The organism is Streptomyces daghestanicus, from assembly GCF_020521275.1.
In the GTDB taxonomy this organism is placed as follows: domain Bacteria; phylum Actinomycetota; class Actinomycetes; order Streptomycetales; family Streptomycetaceae; genus Streptomyces; species Streptomyces griseoviridis.
The window spans coordinates 788204-808833 of sequence record NZ_BNDX01000008.1 but is presented as its reverse complement, the minus strand read 5'-3'; the positions used below and the strand labels follow the sequence as shown (position 1 = coordinate 808833).

Below are 20630 nucleotides of genomic sequence, written 5' to 3'. Positions count from 1 at the left end.
GGTGCCGACAGGGAGCAGGAGACACAGCACGATGCGTATCGGAGTTCTCACCGCAGGCGGCGACTGTCCCGGCCTGAACGCAGTGATCCGGTCGGTCGTGCACCGAGCGGTCGACAATTACGACGACGAGGTCATCGGCTTCGAGGACGGCTACGCCGGTCTGCTCGACGGCCGCTACCGCTCCCTCGACCTCAACGCGGTCAGCGGCATCCTCGCCCGCGGCGGCACCATCCTCGGCTCCTCCCGGCTGGAGCGCGACCGCCTCCGCGAGGCCTGCGAGAACGCCTCGGACATGATCCAGAACTTCGGGATCGACGCGCTGATCCCGATCGGCGGCGAGGGCACGCTGACCGCGGCGCGGATGCTGTCGGACGCGGGCCTGCCGGTGGTCGGCGTGCCGAAGACCATCGACAACGACATCTCCTCCACCGACCGCACCTTCGGCTTCGACACGGCCGTCGGCGTCGCCGCGGAGGCGATGGACCGGCTGAAGACCACCGCCGAGTCCCACCAGCGGGTCATGGTCGTCGAGGTCATGGGCCGGCACGCGGGCTGGATCGCCCTGGAGTCCGGCATGGCGGCCGGCGCGCACGGCATCTGCCTGCCCGAGCGGCCCTTCGACCCCTCCGACCTGGTGAAGATGGTCGAGGAGCGGTTCGCCCGCGGCAAGAAGTTCGCGGTGATCTGCGTCGCCGAGGGCGCCCACCCCGCCGAGGGGACCATGGACTACGGGCACGGCGAGATCGACCAGTTCGGCCACGAGCGCTTCCAGGGCATCGGCACGGCACTGGCGTACGAGCTGGAGCGGCGGCTCGGCAAGGAGGCCAAGCCGGTCATCCTCGGCCACGTCCAGCGCGGCGGCACGCCCACCCCGTACGACCGCGTCCTCGCCACCCGCTTCGGCTGGCACGCGGTGGAGGCCGCGCACCGGGGCGACTTCGGCCGGATGACGGCGCTGCGCGGCACCGACGTGCTGATGGTGCCGCTCGCGGAGGCGGTCACCGAGCTGAAGACGGTGCCGAAGGACCGGATGGACGAGGCGGAGTCGGTCTTCTAGGGCCTGTCGTTCGGATCAGGTTGCGGGGAATCGGCTGTGCCTTCCAGGCCCCGCGTCCGCGGCGTGATCCGGACGACAGGCCCTAGCCCTGCCCCACGCCCCGGTCGCCTTCTCCGGTCCCCTTCTCGACGGCAGCCCAGAAGTACTCCGCGGCCCGGTCGCGCAGGTCGCGGCCGAGCGGGGTGGCCATCCGGGCCCGGTACTCGGCGTGCAGGGAGCGCAGGGCGTCGTCGACCACGTCCCGCTCCAGCGGGACGAGCTTGGCGATCTGGCGGGCGTGCCCCTGCCAGCGCGTGGTCACGGCCTTGGTGAGCAGCTCGGCGAGCCGCTCGTCCTGCCCGCTGACGGTGACGTACTCGGCGGGCGCCAGACCGAACAGCGCGATCAGCGCCGCCGACTGCCGGTCGGTGCCGCGCCACGCGTCCCTCTCCTCCAGCCGCAGGTAGGAGCGCGTGTCGAGCCCGACCGCGCGGGCGACGTCCTCCGGGCCGAGGCCCAGGGCGAGGCGGTGTTCGCGCAGCGTCCGGGGGCGGGCCAGCAGCTCGGCGGGGGAGCACCACAGGGTGCCCGCGAGGGCGTTGACCTCGGCCTCGGAGGGCTGGACGGAGCCGCCCTCCCAGGCGAGGACGAGATCCGGGCCGACGTGCGGCAGTCCGTAGGACACCCTGAGGTCGCGGGCGACGAGTTCCGGTCCCATGCCGAGGGCGGTACGGAACCGGTGGGCGGCCAGGGGGTCGAAGGGGGCGGCGGGCCGGCCGGGGCGGTCGGGAAGGGCGTCGGGTCGGGGCACGGGCCACAAGGTAGGGGCCCGGGGGCGTTTCCACTACGGTCCGTTCGGCCAGGAACACGGATCGTAGGAACGTACGGTCCCTTCCCTTACGTCACCCCATGACCTCACCCCTTGACCGCCCCGCCCAGCGCGAAGCCGCCGCCCAGGCGTCGCGAGATCAGGACATAGAGCAGGACCACCGGCGTCGAGTAGACGAGCGAGAACGCGGCGAGCTGGCCGTACGCCACCATGCCCCGGTTGCCGAAGAACTCGTTGACGCTGACCGAGGCCGGCATCCGGTCCGGGGTGAGCAGCAGCATGAAGGGGACGAAGAAGTTCCCCCACATCATGACGAACGAGAACACCGTCACCACCGCCACCCCGGGCCCCATCAGCGGCAGCACGATCCGCAGCAGGGACTGGAGCGCCGAGGCCCCGTCGGCCCAGGCCGCCTCCTCCAGCTCCTTCGGCACGCCGTCCATGAAGTTCTTCATCAGCCAGATGGCGAAGGGGAGCTGGGAGGCGGCGAAGAAGAACACCGTGCCGTGGACGGTGTCGATGAGACCGACGCGGACGTACAGGGCGTACACCGGGACCATGATCGCGGTGATGGGCAGCGAGGTGGCGAAGAGGACGGTGAGGAGGAAGGGGCGGTTCAGGCGGGACCGGAACCGGGAGAGCGGGTAGGCGGCGAGCGCCGCGCAGGCCACGGTGAGCGCCGTCGCGCCGCCGCACAGGACCAGGCTGTTGAGCAGCGGCGTGAAGGTGATCTCCGGGGTGAGGATCGCGTCGAAGTGGTCGAGGGTGAGGGCGTCGGGAACCCGGACGCGCAGGCCCGCGTCCGGGTCGACGGCCGACAGCACCACCCACAGCAGCGGCAGCGCGAACGCGGCGGCGGCCAGCAGCAGCCCCGCGTCGGCGGCCAGCCGGCGGCGGGTGCGCCGGGCGGCGGGCGTACCGGCCGGGCCTCTCACGCCTCGGTCCGCAGCAGCCGCAGGTACAGCACCGAGAACAGCGAGCCGATCAGCAGCATGAGCAGGGCGACCGCCGTGCCGTAGCCGATCATGCTGTTCTGGAAGGCCTGCTCGTACATGTACAGCGGCAGGGTCTGGCTCCGGCCGCTCGGGCCGCCCCGCGTCATCACCCAGATCAGCCCGAAGACGGAGAGCGTCTGGAGGGTGTTGAGCATCAGGTTGGTGCCGACGGCGCGGCGGATCATCGGCAGGGTGACGTGCCACAGCCGGCGCAGGCCGCCCGCGCCGTCGACCTCGGCGGCCTCGGTGACCTCCCGGGGGATCTCGTCCAGCGCCGCCGAGTAGACCAGCATCGAGAACGCCGTGCCCCGCCACACGTTGGCGAAGGACACGGCGAGGATCGGCAGGGTGAACAGCCAGTTCTGCGACGGCAGCCGGAGCCAGTCGAGGACGGCGTTGAGGGTGCCCTCGCGGCGGAAGAAGGCGTACAGCAGGAACCCCGCGACCACCTCCGGCAGCACCCACGCGGTGATCACCACGGCGCCGGTCAGGGTGCGCACCGGCTTCGAGGCGCGCCGCAGCAGGGCGGCCAGCGCCAGTCCCAGGGTGTTCTGCCCGAGCAGCGACGACACGACCGTGAACACCAGGGTCAGCCATACGGCGTTCAGGAACGCGTCGTCCCCGAGCGCCCGCCGGAAGTTGTCGAACCCGACGAAGGACTCCTCGGCCTGCCCGGTGAGCTGGAGGTCGGTGAAGGCGAGGACGACGCAGTAGGCGATCGGCCCGGCGAGGAAGAGCAGCAGCAGGACGACGGCGGGGGCGACCGGCACCGCCCGGAGCAGGGCCCGGCGCGTCCGCCTCACCGGCCGGCCACCCGGTCGCCGACGGCCTCCTCCAGCGCGCTGTCGTAGGCACGCACCGCCTCCTCGACCGACCGGTCACCGGTCGTCACGCTCTCCATGGCCTCCTGGATGGCGACCGACACCTTCGGATAGGCCGGGTAGGCGGGCCGGTAGTGGGTGTGGGCGACGAGGCCGGTGAAGAACGCGGTGCCGGGCTGGGCGCCGGTGTAGGCGGGGTCGCCGGCGACGTCCTCGCGGACGGCGATGCCGGAGTTGGCGACGTACCACTTCTGGGCGTTGGCCTTGGTCTGGAGCGTCCTGATGAACGCGAAGGCGAGGTCGGGGTTGGCCGCCTTCGCCGGGATCGACCAGGTCCAGCCGCCCGACATGCTGACCTTGCCGGGTGCCTGCCCGTTCTGCGTCGGCATGTACGCGAGCCCCAGCTCATCGGACCACTCGGGCCACTCGTGTCCGCTTCCCGGCAGCCAGTCCTGCGGCAGCCAGGAGCCGTCCAGCGCGATGCCCAGCTTTCCCTCGGGCAGCAGTTCGCCGCGTACCCGGGTCATGATGTGGGGGTCGAGGGCGTCGGACACGTCCGGGCCCAGCTTCTCCTCGTACACCGTCTCCACGAAGGAGAGGGCGTCCGCGAACCCCTTCCCCGCGGGGCGCCACTTCTTCGAAGCCGTGTCGTACAGCGGGTCCGACGTGCCGTCGCCCGTGCCGTACAGCAGCATCTGGAAGCCCTGCATGGTGGCGCCCTCGCCGACGGGCTTGCCGGTGTAGACGTTGAGCGGGACCACACCGGGCACCTTCGCCTTGACGGCGCGGGCGGCGTCCAGCAGGTCGTCCCAGGTGCGGGGCTGCCAGTCGGCGGGCAGCCCGGCCTTCGCGAAGACGTCCTTGCTGAACCACAGGCCCCGGGTGTCCGTGCCGTCCGGCACGCCGTACGTCTTCCCGTCCTCGCCCCGCGCCGCCGCCTTCGCCGTGTCGAAGAACCGGTCCCAGTCCTCCCACTCCGCCAGATACGGGTCGAGGGGCCTCAAGTACCCGCTGACGATGTCGGAGTTGATGAGGAAGGTATCCTCGTAGACCAGGTCGGGCGCGGTCCTCGGGGAGCGCAGCATCTGCTGGAGTTTCGTGTAGTACTCGGAGTCGGGCGCCTTGACGGGGACGAACTCGACCTTCTTGCCGGGGTGCGCCCTCTCGAATTCCTTCTTGACGCCGGCGAGGTACTCGTCCATCACCTTGACGGAGTTGTCCGTCGACTGCTTGAAGGAGACCTTCAGTGTGTCCGGGTCACCACCGCCGCCGCCCGAGCAGGCGGTGAGCGCGGTGGCGGCGAGGGCTAGTGCGGCGAGAGCCGGGAGTACGGCGGTGCTGCGCACGGGCATGACCTCCTGCGGGCACGTCGCTGTGGCCGGGACGGCTGCTCGGTGAACGTAGGAGGAAGGGACCGGTCAGGTCAATACGGACGTCTCGGGTGACCGGAGCCAGAAGGCGCGCGGGGGCGCCGGCCCGGCCCCCCGCGCGCCCTCGGCGAGGGCGCGCGGGGGGCCGGGACGCCGGTGGGTCAGGCGGGGTCCTCGGCCACCAGGTAGCGGCCCCAGACCTCGCCGCCCCGGTAGGGGCCGAGACCGTCGCTGTCGCGCTGCGGCTCGTCGAACCGCACTTCGTAGACGAGTTCGCCCTCGTGGCCGCGCCCGCCCCGCACCGGGAAGGGAACCAGCGTCGCGGCGATGGTGCCGGAGAACTCCACCTGGTACGGGCCGTCCCACTCCGGGTCCTTGATCACGCGCACCCGGGTGCCGGGCGGCCAGGCGTCCTCCGGCCAGTCCGCCGGCACGGCCCCGCTCCGCTGCGTCATGCGTGCCTGCCTTTCGTGGCTCCGCCCACTCAGTCCGAGCGGTCCTTGTACTTGAAGTCCTCCGCCGTGCGGGTGTTCTTGTTCCACACGTAGTGGATCTCGACGCCGTCCACGGTCTGCTCCATCTTGACCCAGCCCTCCGAGGCGGGCCAGCGCGGGTCCTTCATGGTGAGCGGCAGCTCGTTGCCGTACTCCGGGTACTCCCGCACGAGATCCATCGCGCGCTGCTCGTTGGCACCGCCGGCCGAGGTGCGGCCCGTGGAGTTGTTGCCCGCGTTGCGCAGCGCCGTGCGCAGCCCGTCGCTCATCCGGGAGATGCCGTCGGCCGTCCCGTAGGCGCCCGTGACGACGAGCCCGGTGCCCATCGCGATGGCGGGTGCCCCCGCGAGGCAGCCGACCCCGGTCAGGCAGACCGCGCCGCCCGCCAGGTCCTCGCTCGCGCCGAACCCCATGAGGAAGATCGAGCCGCCGGTCTCCGCCGCGCCGATCCACAGGTCCGGGCTGGTGAGGATCGCCTCGCCGTAGTCGAGGACCTTGCTCCCGGTGTCCTCCAGCCAGTCCGGGATCCAGTCGTTGCCCTCGTCCGGCTCCTCGATCGGATGGTCCGCCAGGTACTGCCGCTTGATCTGCTCCCAGCGGGCGATCTCCTCCTGCTTCTTCTGGACCGCGGCCGTGAGGGCGCCCAAGTACGCCTGTGTGGCGGCCACCGCGTCCTTGCCCGCCGCCACGGCGGAGGCCCGGGCCTGCTCGGCCGAGGCGCTCGCCTCGCTCGCCGACGCGCCGGCCGCGTCCGCCGAACGCTGCGCGTGCGCCGCGGAGTTCACCGCCCGTACGACCGCGTTCTCGGCGTCAGCCTGCGCCTTGCGCGCGGTGTTGGCGGACTCACGGGCCTGGGCGGCGGAGGCGGCGGCGTCGTCGGCCGAGCGCTTGGCGTCGTCCGCGTAACCCGCCGCCAGCTCGGCGGACGCCTGGGCGGCGGCCGCGGCGTCCTTGGCCTCCTGCGCCGACTGGCGTGCCTCGGCGGCGGCCTTCGCCGCGAGCGCGGCGTTCTGCTGCGCCGTCGCCGCGATCTGCCGGGCCCCCGCGATGACGCCCCGCACCTGCGCGACGTGCGTGGCGGCGAGCTGGTCCTTCTGCCGGGCCATCGGCTCACCGGTCTGTGTGAAGGCGTGCAGCAGCGAGGAGGGCCCCTCCAGCGCGATCCGCGCGGCGGCCCGCACCTCGGGGCCTCCGCTCTCCACGAGCTGGGTGGCGTGCACGCGCTCGTCCTGGCTGCGCGCCTCCTCGAACCCCGAGGTGACGAAGTCCCGCAGCGCGTCCACCGTTCCGGCGGTCAGCGCCGCACGGCCCCGCTCCTGGACGACCGGACCCCCGGCATCGATCAACTGCGCGACGTACACGCGCAGTTCGCCCTCGACGGCCTCGAACTGGCCTTCGGTGAGGAAGGTGTCCGTGGCCGCCTCGCTCGTCAGCGCCTGCCCGGCGGCCGACCGCAGCTTGGCGGACGGGGAGTTGATCCACAGCTCCTCGACCTCGGCCCGGGTGTCGAGGCGTTCGGCCCGCGTCCAGCCGGTGCGCAGATAGGCGAGGACGTCCTCGGTGCCGCCCGCGAGGGCCGTCGCGGCGGCGGCGCGGCTCCACGGGCCCCGGATCTTCATGGCCTCCACGGCCATCGCCCGCCCGTCACGGACGAGCTGCTCGGTGTCCGCGCCCGCGTCGGCCGCCCGCCCGGCCAGCTCCCTGGCCTTCTCACGCAGGTCGGTGCCACGCTTGACGACCCCGGCCGCCTCGGCGCGGACGCGCTCGTCCTGGGCCTTGAGGTCGCGGGCCCGGTCGATGCCGTCGTTCGTGCGGGCCGTCAGCTCCTCCGCCTCGACCTCGCGGGCCAGGTCGTAGGTGTCCTGGGCCCGGTCGACGGCGGCGGTGGCGGCGTCGGCCGCTTCCTTCGCCGCGGCGGCGTGGGCGGTGGCCTGCTGCGCGGCGGTCGCCGCGTCGCCCGCGTGATCGGCCGCCTCCCGGGCCGCCTTCGCCGCCTTCTCCGCGTGGTCGGCCGCCGACACGGCCGCTTCGCGGGACTCGTAAGCCGCGCTCGCGGCACGGTTGGCGAGGGACTCGGCCGCGTTCGCGGCGCGGGTCGCCTCGCGCGCGTGGCGGCGGGTCTCGGCAGCCGCGGCGGCTGCCTCACCCGAGTGCACCCCGGCCTGGTCGGCGTAGGCGTTGGCCGCGTCGGCGGCGTCGGCCGCGGCGTCCGCGCTCGACCCGGCGCCGAGCGCGGCACGCGCCGCCACACCCGCCTGGGTGGCGGCGACCCCTGCCTGTTCGGCGGCGTCGGCCGCCCAGCGGGCGCCCTTCGCCGCGCTCTCGGCCTGCTCGGCGGCCTCCCGGGCGGCGGACGCCTTGGTGGCGTCCCTGGCGGCGTCGGCCGCCGCGCCACGGGCCCGGGACGCGGCCTGCGCCGCTCCGGCGGCGGCAGCGGCGGCCTGGGCGGCGGCGTTCGCGGCGACCCGCGCGGCGGCGTTCGCGGCGCGGGCCGCGCTGATCGCCTGCTGCGCCGCCGCTGCCGCCTGCTTCGCGGCGGACGCCGCGCGAGCGGCGGCCGAGGCGGCGTGCAGGGAGTCGTCCTTCGCGGCCTCGGTCTCACGCGCGGCCCGCTCGGCGGCCTCCTTGGCCAGCGCCGCGGCGGCGGCGGCACGGTCGGCCGCGTCCTGCGCCTTGCGCGTCTCGGCGGCGGCCTTGCTGCCGGCCTTCGCGGCCTGCGCGGCGAGTTCGTCGATCGTCGCCTGCTCCTGGTCCCGGGCGAGCGCCACGAACTGGCCGACGGCGAGGAACTCGTGGATGTCGGCGGCCGTGCCGCGCAGCGCGAGCCGCGCCGCCGCGACCACGTTGGGTCCGCCCGTACTGAGGATCTGGGTGACCTCGACGCGCTCGTCCTGCTCCTGCTGCTCGTACTGCACGTCGTCCAGGAACGCCTGCCGGTCCTCGGGCGTGCCCGCGAGCGCGGCGCGTCCCTTGTCCCGGACGTTGGGGCCGCCCGCGTCCACGATGCGCGCGATCTGGACCCGCTGGTCCTGTTCCAGCGGGTCCTTCCAGCCGTCCTTGAGGAAGGCCGACAGCTGGTCGGGGGTGCCGGTGAGCGCGCTGCGGGCGGCGTCGATCAGACTCGTCCCGCCGATGCTCGCGATCTGGGCGGCGGCGACCCGCTGGTCCTGCTGGACGACCTTGGGCGCCTCGGCGTCGAGGAAGCGCCGTACGTCGGCGTCGGTCCCGGTGAGCGCGACCTCGGCGGCGGCGCGGGTGCCGGGACCGCCCTCCCGCCACAGCGCCACGACCTGGGCGCGGTCACCGGCAGGGAGGTCACCGGGTACGCCGGTGCCCTCGGCGGCACCGGCCGGGACGGTGCCCAGCACGCCCACGATCAGGGCCAGCGGCAAAACGCCGGCGCCCAGGCCCCGTACGGCGCGCAGGGCACGCCGGGTACGCGGGTGGGGGGAGATCGGTCTCACGATCGTCAACTCCTGTCTGCTGGATGGGGCCTCGGGGCGGCGCGGTCACCGGTGCCCACCCGGGCACCCGGACAGCCGGCCGGCACGGGCGGGACGCCGCCGGCCGCCGTGTTCTGGCCGGCGTTCGGGGAGCCGCGCTTCCCTCACGCGGCCGTCCGTCGCGGCCTCGATCGCGCCGGCCCCCTGGTCACGCGAAGTCCTCGACGGGCCTGCGACGGTCGCGTGGCACCGGCGGGAGTACGGGAGGCGGGTGCGCGCGGGCGCCCGCCGCTCACGGCAGGAGGACAGGCTCGGTGCCGGGGCCCCGCCGGGGCCGTGCCGGGAACCGGCGCCGGCGGCGCGAGGAGCGCCCGGCCGTGGCGTGCGGACCGCGCATGAGTGAGTCCTCCCCCAAAGACTCCGCCGGGGCGGGACCGGAAGTCCCCGCCGCGTCGAACCGGAAGCGGCGCCGGCTGGGCGACCGCTGCATGCACCGTGAACGTAGTCGCCGGAGATCATCGCGCCCATCGGAACTCATCGGCCGTAAAAGGACGCATGCTCCGAAGCCCGCCCAAAGAATTCCCGTGACGTACGTCACTCCGGCAGGGTGTGCGCGACCGCTCCGCGCGGGCGACCCTGGGGCCGCCGCCCGGCACCGGACATGGCACCGGGTTGCCGCCCGGCACCGGACTTGGCACCGGGTTGCCGCCCGGCACCGGACTTGGCACCGGGTTGCCGCCCGGCACCGGACTTGGCACCGGGTTGCCGCCCGGCACCGGACTTGGCACCGGGTTGCCGCCCGGCTACCGTTCCGGCACCCACCGGTACTGCAACTCGGGCCGCCCCACCGTCCCGTACTGCGGCCGGCGGGCCGCGCGGCCGGTGTCGACGAGGTGTTCCAGGTAGCGGCGGGCGGTGATGCGGGAGATGCCGGTCCGCTCGGCGAGGGCCGCCGCGGTGAGCCCGGTGTCGCCGGCGCGCAGCGCGGCCGTCACCCGTTCCAGGGTGGGGGCGCTCAGGCCCTTGGGCAGGGCCGCCGGTGCCGGGGCGCGCAGGGCGGCGAGGGTGCGGTCGACCTCGTCCTGGCCGCTGGCCTCGCCCGCCGCCGTCCGCCGGAACTCGGCGTAGCGGACGAGCCGGTCGCGGAGGGTGGCGAAGGTGAACGGCTTCAGGACGTACTGGACGACGCCGAGGGAGACGCCCTCGCGGACGACGGTCAGGTCCCGGGCCGAGGTCACCGCTATCACGTCGGCGCGGGAGCCGGCCGCGCGCAGGGTCCGGGCCAGCTGGAGGCCGTGCACGTCGGGCAGGTGCAGGTCGAGCAGGAGCAGGTCGACCGGGGTGCGGTCCAGCACCCGCCGGGCCTCGGCACCGGAGTGGGCCCTGCCGACGGCGGTGAAGCCCGGCACCCGGTCGACGTAGAGGACGTGCGCGTCGGCGGCGACCGGGTCGTCCTCCACCACCAGGACGCGGATGGGGTCGCCCGCGCCGGTCACGCCGGGCCCCCGGAGGGCACCGGGCCCGCCGCGGCCCGGTCGCCGGCCAGCGGCAGGGCGGCCTCGAACACCGCGCCGCCGCCGTCCGCGCCGGCCACCGTCAGGGTGCCGCCGTGCCGGTGCACCGCCTGCCGGACCAGGGCCAGGCCCAGGCCGCGTCCGCCGGGGCCGGCCGGCTTGGTGGAGAAACCGCGCTGGAAGACCAGGTCGGCGTGGTCCGGGTCGACGCCGGGGCCGGTGTCGGCGACGCGCAGGACGAGCCGGCCGGGGTCCGTGCGGGCGGTCACCGTGACCCGGGCGCGGACGCCGCCCTGCGCCGCGTCCACCGCGTTGTCGATCAGGTTGCCGAGGATGGTGACCAGGTCGCGGGCGGGCAGGGAGGCCGGCAGCAGCCCGTCGTCGAGCCGGGAGTCGGGGGAGACCACCAGCTCCACGCCGCGCTCGTTGGCCTGGGCCGTCTTGCCCAGGAGCAGCGCGGCCAGCACCGGCTCGCCGACCGCCGCCACCACCTGGTCGGTCAGCGCCTGCGCCAGCTCCAGCTCGGCCGTGGCGAACTCCACCGCCTCGTCCGCGCGCCCCAGCTCGATCAGGGAGACGACCGTGTGCAGCCGGTTCGCGGCCTCGTGCGCCTGCGAGCGCAGCGCCTGCGAGAAGCCGCGCTCGGAGTTCAGCTCGCCCATCAGGGACTGGAGCTGGGTCACGTCCCGCAGGGTCACCACGGTGCCGCGGCGCTCGCCGCCGGAGACCGGGGAGGTGTTCACCACCAGCACCCGCTCCGCGGTGAGGTGCACCTCGTCCACGCGTCGCTCCGCCGCCAGCAGCGCCCCGGTCAGCGGTGCCGGCAGCCCCAGCTCGGCGACCGGCGTGCCGACCGCCTCGCCGCGCACACCGAGCAGTTCCCGGCCGCCGTCGTTGATCAGCGCCACCCGGTGCCGCCCGTCCAGCATCAGCAGGCCCTCGCGCACCGCGTGCAGGGCGGCCTGGTGGTAGTCGTGCATCCGGCTCAGCTCGGCGGCGTTCATCCCGTGGGTGTGCCGGCGCAGCCGCGCGTTGATGACGTACGTGCCGACCGCGCCGAGCAGCAGCGCGCCGGCCGCCGCGGTGAGCAGGGCGGTCAGCTGCTCCCGGGCCAGCCTGCTGATCTCCTCGACCTTGATGCCGGCGCTGACCAGGCCGACGACGCGGCCGCCGTCCCGGACCGGGGTCACCGCGCGGACCGAGGGGCCGAGCGTGCCGGTGTAGGTCTCGGTGAAGGTCCGGCCGGCCAGGGCGGGCTCGATGTGGCCCCGGAAGGCGCGGCCGATCTGCTCCGGGTCCGGGTGGGTCCAGCGGGTGCCCTCCGGACTCATGATCGTCACGAAGTCGACCTCGGTGTCCGCCATGACCCGCACCGCGTACGGCTGGAGCCGCGCCGACGGGTCGGAGCCGCGGATCGCCTCCCGCACCGAGGGCGAGTCGGCGATGGCCAGGGCGACCGCCCGTGCCTCGCGGCCGGCCGCGGACTCGGCCTGCCCCCGGTCGTTGACGTAGGTGAACACCGCGTACCCGGCCACCAGCACCGCGATCAGCACGGCCTGCACGGCGAAGAGCTGGCCGGCCAGGCTGCGGGGGCGGGGGACACGCAGGTGCATGCCGTCAGTCTCCCTCTCGGTCGCGCGGTGAACTAAATGAACGCAAGGGTGACCGCGCTCACAGGCCGCGAGATAGTCACCGGGTTCCCCCACCCCCGGACGTGAGCCGCACGCCGGTGACACCGACGTCGCCAAGGAGGGCCGCCGTGACCAGCGCAGCCGATTCGGCACCAGCCGCACCCCCCGCCAAGCGGGACCGCACGCACTATCTCTACATCGCGGTGATCGTCGCGGTCGCCCTCGGTATCGCCGTCGGCCTGATCGCGCCGGACTTCGCGGTCGAGCTGAAGCCGATCGGGACCGGCTTCGTGAACCTGATCAAGATGATGATCTCGCCGATCATCTTCTGCACGATCGTGCTCGGCATCGGTTCGGTCCGCAAGGCGGCGAAGGTCGGCGCGGTCGGCGGCATCGCCCTCGCCTACTTCATGGTGATGTCGCTGGTCGCCCTGGCCATCGGCCTGATCGTGGGCAACATCCTGGACCCGGGCACGGGCCTCGCGGTCACCGACGCCGTCAAGGAGACCGGGCACGCGCAGGTCGACGCGGAGGCCAAGGACACCACCGAGTTCCTGCTCGGCATCATCCCGACCACGATCGTCTCGGCGTTCACCGAGGGCGAGGTCCTCCAGACCCTGCTGGTCGCGCTGCTGTGCGGGTTCGCGCTCCAGGCGATGGGCGATGCCGGGCGGCCGGTGCTGCGCGGCGTCGAGCACATCCAGCGCCTGGTCTTCCGCGTCCTCGCCATGATCATGTGGGCGGCGCCGGTCGGCGCGTTCGGCGCGATGGCCGCGGTCACCGGCTCGGCGGGCGTGGACGCGCTCAAGAGCCTGGCCGTGCTGATGCTCGGCTTCTACGTCACCTGTGTCCTGTTCGTCATCGTGGTCCTCGGCGCCCTGCTGAAGATCTGCACCGGCGTCAACGCGCTCTCGCTCTTCAGGTACCTGGGCCGGGAGTTCCTGCTGATCCTGTCGACGTCCTCCTCGGAGTCGGCGCTGCCCCGCCTCATCGCCAAGATGGAGCACCTGGGCGTCAGCAAGCCGGTGGTCGGCATCACCGTCCCGACCGGCTACTCCTTCAACCTCGACGGCACCATGATCTACATGACCATGGCCTCCCTCTTCATCGCGGACGCCATGGGGACGCCGATGTCCATCGGCGAGCAGATCCCGCTGCTGCTGTTCCTGTTCGTCGCCTCCAAGGGCGCCGCCGGCGTCACCGGCGCGGGTCTGGCGACCCTGGCCGGCGGCCTCCAGTCGCACAAGCCCGCCCTGGTCGACGGCATCGGCCTGATCGTCGGCATCGACCGCTTCATGAGTGAGGCCCGCGCCCTGACCAACTTCGCGGGCAACGCGGTGGCCACCGTGCTGATCGGCACCTGGACCAAGGAGATCGACAAGGCCCGGGTGGCGGAGGTACTGGCCGGCCGGGTGCCGTTCGACGAGCGGACCCTGCTGGACGACGGCCACGGCGGGCACGGCGGCTCCGGCGACGAGGACGCCGCCGACCTGCCCGAGCGGGGCGACGACAAGGAACTGGCCAAGGCCTGATCCGCCCCCGAGAACCCCGGGCGGCTGGGATCTCCCCCCGTCGCCCAGCCGCCCGGACCTCTCGCCCGCACGCCCGCGCCCTTCCCTCCCCTTGCCCTGACGTCCGCGTCAGGGCCTACGTTCGTCACCATGCGAATCGGCGAGCTGGCCGCACGCGCCGGGACCACGCCCCGCACGCTGCGGTACTACGAGGCGCGGGGGCTGCTGCCCGCGCGCCGGGACGACCACGGGCACCGGACCTACGACGCACGGGACCTCAGGCTCCTGGAGCAGATCCGCACGCTCCGTGACTCCGGCTTCGGCCTGGAGGAGACCCGGCCCTTCGTGGAGTGTCTGCGGGCCGGCCATCCCGAGGGGGACGTCTGCCCGGCGTCGCTCGCGGTGTACCGGCGCAAGCTGGCGGAGCTGGACGCGCTGATCGGCGAGCTGCGCGGGGTGCGGGGCACGGTGGCCGCGCAGCTGGTGCGGGCCGAGGCGGCGGCTGCGGAGTGTCCGGAGCCGCGCTGCGAACTGGGAGGAGAGACATGGTGATCAGCGGGGTGGCCGAGGTGACGGACGCGGATTTCGCGGCGGAGGTGCTCGCGTCGGAGCTGCCGGTGCTGGTGGAGTTCACCGCCGACTGGTGCCCGCCGTGCCGGCAGATGGCGCCGGTGCTCGGCGCCCTGGCACAGGAGGAGGCCGGCCGCTTCCGGGTGGTCCAGCTGAACGTCGACCACAATCCGGAGACGACCAACGCCTACAAGGTGCTGTCGATGCCGACGTTCCTGCTCTTCCGGGAGGGTGAACCGGTGCGGTCCCTGGTGGGGGCCCGGCCCAAGCGGCGGCTGCTCCAGGAGCTGTCGGACGCGCTCTGACCCCCCTGGACCCGCCCCCGGGTACAACAAATCCCCCGAGCAATTGCGCTCGGGGGATTTCCTTGCGTACATTAGGTGGTTCGCGACTTTATACACATATGAGCCGCATAGAAGTTCATGTGCACATGATATCCGGGCGGGAGCAGAATTGTCAAACACGCCGAACTCTGGATTTCCGGACGATGAATTGCGCCACGAGCAGGAATTCATCGACGGTCTGTACGCGCGGGTGGACGCGCTCCGCGGGGACACCGAGTCCTCGGTCACCGACGCCCTGGCGCACGGCGACACCCCGATGCAGGCCCGGCTGGAACGGGACATCCTGGTCGCCGAGCGCTCCGGACTGCTCGCCGCGCTCAACGCGGTGGACGGCTCCCTCTGCTTCGGCCGGCTCGACCTCACCTCGGGGGACGTCCACCACATCGGCCGGATCGGACTGCGCGCCGACGACGCCGAGCGCACCCCGGTCCTGATCGACTGGCGGGCCGACGTCGCCCGCCCCTTCTACCTGGCCACCGGCCACACCCCGATGGGCCTGCGCCGCCGCCGGCACATCACCAGCGAGGGCAGGACGGTCACCGCCCTGCACGACGAGTTCCTCGACGTCGGCGACGAGACCCGCACCGGCCACGAGGACCCGTCCGGCGACGCCGTGCTGCTCGCCGCGCTGAACTCGGCGCGCACCGGCCGCATGGGCGACATCGTGCGGACCATCCAGGCCGACCAGGACCGCATCATCCGCGCCCCGCACCGGGGCGTCCTGGTCGTCGAGGGCGGCCCCGGCACCGGCAAGACCGCCGTCGCCCTGCACCGCGCGGCGTACCTGCTCTACGAGCACCGCGAGCTGCTCGCCAGACGCGCCGTGCTGATCGTCGGTCCCAACCCGGCCTTCCTCGGCTACATCGGCGAGGTGCTGCCCGCCCTCGGGGAGACCGGTGTCCTGCTCGCCACGGTCGGCGAGCTGTTCCCCGGTGTGCGGGCGACGGCCACGGACACCCCCGAGGCGGCGGCGGTGAAGGGCCGGGCCGGCATGGCGGACGTCCTCACCGAGGTGGTCCGCGCCCGGCAGGCGCTGCCCGACCCGGTGATCGCCATCGAGCACGAGCGCGAGATCCTCATGCTCGACGACGACCTGGTGCGCGTCGCCCGCGAGCGCGCCCGCGCCGCGAAACTGCCGCACAACGCGGCCCGCGAGCACTTCGAGGGCCACATCCTCAACACCCTCACCGACCTGTACGCCGAGCGCATCGGCACCGACCCCTACGACGGCGGCAGCCTCCTCGACGCCAGTGACATCACCCAGATCCGCGACGACCTCGCCGAGAACCCCGAGGTCTGGGCGGCCGTCGACCGGCTCTGGCCCCGGATCACGCCGCGCCGGCTGGTCGCGGACTTCCTCGCCGCGCCGGAGGAGTTCCTGCCGCCCGGGGACGCCGACGCGGTACGCCGCCCGGTGACCCGTCGCTGGACCGTGGCCGACGTGCCCCTGCTGGACGAGGCGGCCGAACTCCTCGGCGAGGACGACCGCCTCGCCCGGGACCGGGCCGCCCGCGAGCGCGAGACGCGGATCGCCTACGCGCAGGGCGTGCTGGACGTGTCGTACGCCTCACGGACGTACGAGTTCGAGGACAAGGACGAGGAGGACTCCGAGGTCCTCTCCGCGCACGACGTCATCGACGCCGAGCGGTTCGCCGCGCGGCAGGAGGAGGACGACCACCGCAGCGCCGCCGAGCGCGCCGCCGCCGACCGGACCTGGGCGTTCGGCCACGTCATCGTGGACGAGGCGCAGGAGCTGTCCCCGATGGCCTGGCGGCTGCTGATGCGCCGCTGCCCGACCCGTTCGATGACCCTGGTCGGCGACCCGGCGCAGACCGCCGAGGCGGCCGGCGTCGGCTCCTGGGCGGAGATCCTCGCCCCGTACGTCGAGGACCGCTACGAGCACACCCGCCTCGGCGTCAACTACCGCACCCCCGCCGAGATCATGGACGTCGCGGCGGCCGTGGTCCGCGCCGAGGACCCCGCCTTCGAGCCGCCCAGCTCCGTCCGGTCCACCGGTGTGCGCCCTTGGGTGCGCGCCGCCGGCGACCTCCCGGCCGCGGTCGCCGGGGCGGTCGCCGAACTGACCCCGGGCGAGGGCCGCCTCGCCGTCATCGCCCCCCGCGACCTGCACGCCCGCCTCGCCGCGCGGCTGGACGGGGTGACGGCGGGCGCCGAGCCCGACCTGACCCGCCCGGTCGTCCTCCTCGACCCCCGCCAGTCCAAGGGTCTGGAGTTCGACTCCGTCCTGGTGGTCGAGCCGGGCCGGTACGGCACGAGCGACCTGTACGTGGCCCTCACCCGGGCGACGCAGCGGCTGGGGGTGCTCCACTCGGAGCCGCTGCCGAAGGGGCTGGTGGACCTGGCCTAGCCGTATCGACCCGCAGCGTTGTTGACGGCCGGCTCGCGCACCAGGGGGTGGTGCGCGCACCGGAATCCGCCGGCGAACACGGTGACCGCGTCGAAGGGCAGGGTGTGCACGGTGACGTCGCGGGCGGTCAGGGCCTCGGCGAGGTCCGTCAGCCGCTCGTCGACGACCACCTCGCCGGGGGCGAGCACCAGGCTGTTGCCCGCCAGCAGGTCCACGGCGTCCGCGAGGGAGACGTCGATCAGCTCCCAGCCGGCGACCGGGTCCGGCACCCCCTCGGGGAACTGCTCCCGGCAGACGACCGCCAGCCCCTCGCGTACGGCGGTGAGCCCGTCGTCCAGGTGGATCACCCGCTCGCTGAGCGGCACCGTCCGCACCCGGTAGCCGTCCCCGAGGAGGTCCGCCAGCCACCGCGCGCCCGCCCGGTCGGACGCCGTGCCGCCCCGGCCGCACCCCACCAGCACGTCCCGGCCGAACAGCAGGACGTCGCCGCCCTCCAGGAACGGTCCGGCCGCCGTCGGCATCTCCTTCAGCGGGAACGGCGCCGGCGGCGGCATCACCGAGTACCGCGCCCCGCGCGCCACCGCCTCCGCGAACACCGGCCGCAGCCCGAACCGCTCCTTGAACCGGGCCGGCAGCCGCAGCGCGGTCTCGATGACGTGGTCGCCGACGACGACCATCGGGTCGCGGACGAACGTCTGCATGCTGAACCGGTCGCCCTCCCGGCCGTACGCGCTCAGCTCGGCCTCGGTCAGCTCCCGGGGCCGGTGCACGGCCACCCCGCGGCCGGCCAGGAACCGGGCCAGCCCGTCCGCCTGCGCGACGGCCCGCCCGTACCCCTCCGGGTCCGCCTCGGACCACGGTCTCCCCGCCCATTCCGGCAGCCGGCTCCGGGTCGGCGCGGGCAGGAAGTCCAGGGTGCCGGGCAGCCCCGCGCCGAGCTGCTCCGGCACCCGGAAGTCGATGACGCGGCCGACCACCGCTTCTCTGAGGACGCCCCACTCGTGCGTCACGCCGATCCGGCCCGTGGCCCGCGCTGTGGCCATGATCGAACACACCTTTGCCGTCGGAGGAAGTGACTGTTCCGCCCCCTTGGCAATGGTCCCTCGGACGACTCGCCCGCGCGCGCCGGCGGACCGCTCAGGCCGGCCGCAGCCACACCGTCGCCAGCGGCGGCAGCGTCAGCCGGACGCTCGCCGGGCGGCCGTGCCAGCCCTGGGGCTCGGGCTTGACCGGGCCGGGCCGGGTCACGTCGGAGCCGCCGTAGCGGGCCGTGTCGGTGTTGAGGACCTCCGTCCAGGCCGGGACGTCGTCGGGGACGCCCAGGCGGTAGTCGGCGCGGACCACCGGGGCGAAGTGCGAGACCGCCAGCAGGGGGGTGCCGTCGGCGTCCCGGCGCAGGAAGGCGAGGACGTTGTCCTCCGCCGCGTCGCCCACGATCCACTCGAAGCCCGCGGGGTCGGTGTCGCGCTGCCACAGGGCCGGCGAGTCCCGGTAGACGGCGTTCAGGTCGCGCACCAGGTCCCGCACGCCCCGGTGGTCGGCCTCCGCCCCGTACTGCGGGTCGAGCAGCCACCAGTCGGGGCCGGTCGCCTCGGACCACTCGGCGCCCTGCGCGAACTCCTGCCCCATGAAGAGGAGCTGCTTGCCGGGGTGGGCCCACATGAAGGCCAGGTAGGCCCGGAGGCCGGCGCGCTGCTGCCACCAGTCGCCGGGCATCTTCGACACGAGGGACCGCTTGCCGTGCACCACCTCGTCGTGGGAGATCGGCAGCACGTAGTTCTCGCTGTACGCGTACACCATCGAGAACGTCATCTCGTGGTGGTGGTACTTGCGGTGCACCGGCTCGTGGCTCATGTACTGGAGCGAGTCGTGCATCCACCCCATGTTCCACTTCAGCCCGAAACCGAGGCCGCCGAACCCGCTCGGACCCCGGTGGTGGGTGGCGCGGGTGACGCCGTCCCAGGCGGTGGACTCCTCGGCGACGGTCACCACGCCGGGGCAGCGCCGGTAGACGGTGGCGTTCATCTCCTGGAGGAAGGCCACCGCGTCCAGGTTCTCCCGGCCACCGTGCTCGTTCGGCGTCCACTGGCCCGGCTCGCGCGAGTAGTCCAGGTAGAGCATCGAGGCGACGGCGTCCACCCGCAGCCCGTCGATGTGGAACTCCTCGCACCAGTACACGGCGTTGGCGACCAGGAAGTTGCGCACCTCGCGCCGCCCGAAGTCGAACTCCAGCGTCCCCCAGTCGGGATGCGCGGCCCGCCGCGGGTCGGAGTGCTCGTACAGCGGCCGTCCGTCGAACTCCGCCAGCGCCCAGTCGTCGCGCGGGAAGTGCGCCGGCACCCAGTCCATGAGGACGCCGATCCCGGCCTGGTGCAGCCGGTCCACCAGGTACTTGAAGTCGTCCGGGGTGCCCAGCCGGGCGGTGGGCGCGTAGAACCCGGTGACCTGGTAGCCCCAGGACCCGCCGAAGGGGTGCTCGGCGACCGGCATCAGCTCGACGTGGGTGAAGCCCAGGTCCTTGACGTACGCGGGGAGTTCCTCGGCCAGTTCGCGGTACGTCCGTCCCGGCCGCCAGGACGGCAGGTGGACCTCGTACACCGAGAACGGCGCCTCGTGCGCGGGCGTCATCGCCCGGCGGGCCAGCCACTGCGCGTCGTCCCAGGTGTGGTGCGAGGCGGTCACGACCGACGAGGTCTCGGGCGGCACCTGGGTACGGCGGGCCAGCGGATCGGCGCGCAGGGTGCGGGAGCCGTCCGGCCGGGTGATCTCGAACTTGTACAGCTCGCCCTCGCCGACCCCCGGCAGGAACAGCTCCCACACCCCGGAGGAGCCCAGCGACCGCATGGGGTGGCCGGTGCCGTCCCAGAAGTTGAAACCGCCCGCCACGCGGACGCCCCGCGCGTTCGGCGCCCACACCGCGAAGCGGGTGCCGGCGACGCCCTGCCAGGTCGTCGGATGCGCGCCGAGCGCCTCCCACAGCCGTTCGTGCCGGCCCTCGCCGATGAGGTGCAGGTCGAGGTCGCCGAGGGTGGGCAGGAAGCGGTACGGGTCCTCGGTCTCCCGCACCCCGCTCTCGTACGTCACCAGCAGCCGGTACTCCGGGACCGCGGGCAGCGGCAGCAGCCCCGAGAAGAACCCCTCCCCGTCGTCGCTCAGGCCGGTCCGGAACTCCCCGGCGACCACGGTCACCGCCCGCGCGTACGGCCGGAAGGCGCGGAAGGCGACCCCGCCGGGCACGGGATGGGCGCCGAGGACGGTGTGCGGGTCGTGATGCGTACCGGTGAGCAGCCGCTCCCGGTCGACGGGGGAGAGGGCGGGGGAGACGGGAGCGGCAGAGGCGCCTGGGGCCCCGGCGGTAGTGCGCTGGGCCGGGACCCGCTCCTTCCGAGGCCGGGCGGGGGTCTTCCCGGCAGCGGCGGTCTGCTTCCCCGCGGCCGTCTTCTGGCCGGCGGGGGGCGTCTTCTTCACCCCGGCCGCCTTCCTCGCCGCGGGCGTCTTCTTCACCGCGGCCGTCTTCTTCTTCGCCGCGGCCGACTTCTTGCCGGCGGCAGCCGTCTTCTCCGCGGCGGCGGCGGGCTCCTCGGTCGTGTCCGCCGTCTTCTTCCCGGCGGCAGCCCTCGGCTTCGCCTTCCTCGCTTCCGGGTTCTGTTCCTCGGCCGTCTTCTTCGGGTCCGGACCACTGGACGGGGGACGGGGGGTCACAG

General features: G+C 73.8%; 15 protein-coding genes. 5 read left to right on the top strand and 10 right to left on the bottom strand.

Translation table 11 applies throughout. The features are described 5' to 3' along the window. The first annotated feature begins 31 nt into the window (after positions 1-31). Entirely contained in the window at positions 32-1057 is a 1026-nt protein-coding gene (locus tag Sdagh_RS12980; RefSeq protein ID WP_189414844.1) for an ATP-dependent 6-phosphofructokinase, read from the top strand. 82 nt (positions 1058-1139) lie between these two features. Here the strand turns inward: Sdagh_RS12980 and Sdagh_RS12975 are convergent, their stop codons facing one another. The 8 genes from Sdagh_RS12975 to Sdagh_RS12935 form a co-directional block, all read right to left on the bottom strand. Then, positions 1140-1847: an XRE family transcriptional regulator gene (locus Sdagh_RS12975; RefSeq protein WP_189414843.1), complete on the bottom strand. Its 708-nt coding sequence runs from the start codon at positions 1845-1847 to the stop codon at positions 1140-1142. A gap of 104 nt (positions 1848-1951) precedes the next feature. Continuing rightward, on the bottom strand, positions 1952-2800 hold the full coding sequence (locus tag Sdagh_RS12970) for a carbohydrate ABC transporter permease (protein WP_190008815.1): 849 nt from the start codon (positions 2798-2800) through the stop codon (positions 1952-1954). Beyond that, positions 2797-3663 carry a carbohydrate ABC transporter permease gene (locus Sdagh_RS12965; protein WP_190077663.1) on the bottom strand — a complete coding sequence of 289 codons (867 nt, stop codon included), beginning with the start codon at positions 3661-3663 and terminating at the stop codon, positions 2797-2799. The genes Sdagh_RS12970 and Sdagh_RS12965 overlap by 4 nt, the downstream gene beginning before the upstream one ends. Next, positions 3660-5033, bottom strand: a complete 1374-nt coding sequence (locus Sdagh_RS12960; protein WP_189414840.1) for an extracellular solute-binding protein — start codon at positions 5031-5033, stop codon at positions 3660-3662. Before Sdagh_RS12960 ends, Sdagh_RS12965 begins: the two co-directional genes overlap by 4 nt. Before the next feature lie 179 nt (positions 5034-5212). After that, positions 5213-5506 (bottom strand): ferrous iron transport protein A, encoded by a 294-nt coding sequence (locus Sdagh_RS12955; protein ID WP_189414839.1) that lies wholly within the window; start codon positions 5504-5506, stop codon positions 5213-5215. Between the two features lie 29 nt (positions 5507-5535). Further along, positions 5536-9009 carry an ALF repeat-containing protein gene (locus Sdagh_RS36470; RefSeq protein WP_264201190.1) on the bottom strand — a complete coding sequence of 1158 codons (3474 nt, stop codon included), beginning with the start codon at positions 9007-9009 and terminating at the stop codon, positions 5536-5538. A gap of 782 nt (positions 9010-9791) precedes the next feature. After that, entirely contained in the window at positions 9792-10484 is a 693-nt protein-coding gene (locus tag Sdagh_RS12940; protein ID WP_189414838.1) for a response regulator, read from the bottom strand. After that, complete coding sequence (locus Sdagh_RS12935; protein WP_190077662.1) at positions 10481-12115, bottom strand: sensor histidine kinase; 1635 nt, start codon at positions 12113-12115, stop codon at positions 10481-10483. The genes Sdagh_RS12940 and Sdagh_RS12935 overlap by 4 nt, the downstream gene beginning before the upstream one ends. Before the next feature lie 146 nt (positions 12116-12261). Between Sdagh_RS12935 and Sdagh_RS12930 the strand changes: the two genes are divergently transcribed. The 4 genes from Sdagh_RS12930 (at position 12262) to Sdagh_RS12915 (ending at position 16926) form a co-directional block, all read left to right on the top strand. Next, complete coding sequence (locus Sdagh_RS12930) at positions 12262-13665, top strand: cation:dicarboxylate symporter family transporter (protein WP_189414836.1); 1404 nt, start codon at positions 12262-12264, stop codon at positions 13663-13665. A gap of 129 nt (positions 13666-13794) precedes the next feature. Then, a complete protein-coding gene (locus Sdagh_RS12925; protein WP_189414835.1) occupies positions 13795-14196 on the top strand; it encodes a MerR family transcriptional regulator in 402 nt (133 codons plus the stop codon). Continuing rightward, positions 14190-14519: a thioredoxin family protein gene (locus tag Sdagh_RS12920; RefSeq protein ID WP_306887608.1), complete on the top strand. Its 330-nt coding sequence runs from the start codon at positions 14190-14192 to the stop codon at positions 14517-14519. The genes Sdagh_RS12925 and Sdagh_RS12920 overlap by 7 nt, the downstream gene beginning before the upstream one ends. Positions 14520-14706: 187 nt before the next feature. Then, positions 14707-16926 (top strand): HelD family protein, encoded by a 2220-nt coding sequence (locus Sdagh_RS12915; RefSeq protein WP_189414834.1) that lies wholly within the window; start codon positions 14707-14709, stop codon positions 16924-16926. Here the strand turns inward: Sdagh_RS12915 and Sdagh_RS12910 are convergent. Both Sdagh_RS12910 and glgB read right to left on the bottom strand, forming a co-directional pair. Further along, on the bottom strand, positions 16923-17969 hold the full coding sequence (locus Sdagh_RS12910) for an amidinotransferase (RefSeq protein ID WP_189414833.1): 1047 nt from the start codon (positions 17967-17969) through the stop codon (positions 16923-16925). The genes Sdagh_RS12915 and Sdagh_RS12910 overlap by 4 nt on opposite strands. Before the next feature lie 94 nt (positions 17970-18063). Next, on the bottom strand, positions 18064-20628 hold the full coding sequence (gene glgB / locus Sdagh_RS12905; protein ID WP_190077661.1) for a 1,4-alpha-glucan branching enzyme: 2565 nt from the start codon (positions 20626-20628) through the stop codon (positions 18064-18066). Positions 20629-20630: the final 2 nt, after the last annotated feature.

What these genes read in the sequence shown, in the direction of transcription:
- Sdagh_RS12920 (WP_306887608.1), top strand. Translation starts at nt 14,190, where the DNA reads ATGGTGATCAGCGGGGTGGCCGAGGTGACGGACGCGGATTTCGCGGCG.
- Sdagh_RS12935 (WP_190077662.1), bottom strand. Translation starts at nt 12,115, where the DNA reads ATGCACCTGCGTGTCCCCCGCCCCCGCAGCCTGGCCGGCCAGCTCTTC.
- Sdagh_RS12980 (WP_189414844.1), top strand. Translation starts at nt 32, where the DNA reads ATGCGTATCGGAGTTCTCACCGCAGGCGGCGACTGTCCCGGCCTGAAC.
- Sdagh_RS12955 (WP_189414839.1), bottom strand. Translation starts at nt 5,506, where the DNA reads ATGACGCAGCGGAGCGGGGCCGTGCCGGCGGACTGGCCGGAGGACGCC.
- Sdagh_RS12960 (WP_189414840.1), bottom strand. Translation starts at nt 5,033, where the DNA reads ATGCCCGTGCGCAGCACCGCCGTACTCCCGGCTCTCGCCGCACTAGCC.
- Sdagh_RS12925 (WP_189414835.1), top strand. Translation starts at nt 13,795, where the DNA reads ATGCGAATCGGCGAGCTGGCCGCACGCGCCGGGACCACGCCCCGCACG.
- Sdagh_RS12910 (WP_189414833.1), bottom strand. Translation starts at nt 17,969, where the DNA reads ATGGCCACAGCGCGGGCCACGGGCCGGATCGGCGTGACGCACGAGTGG.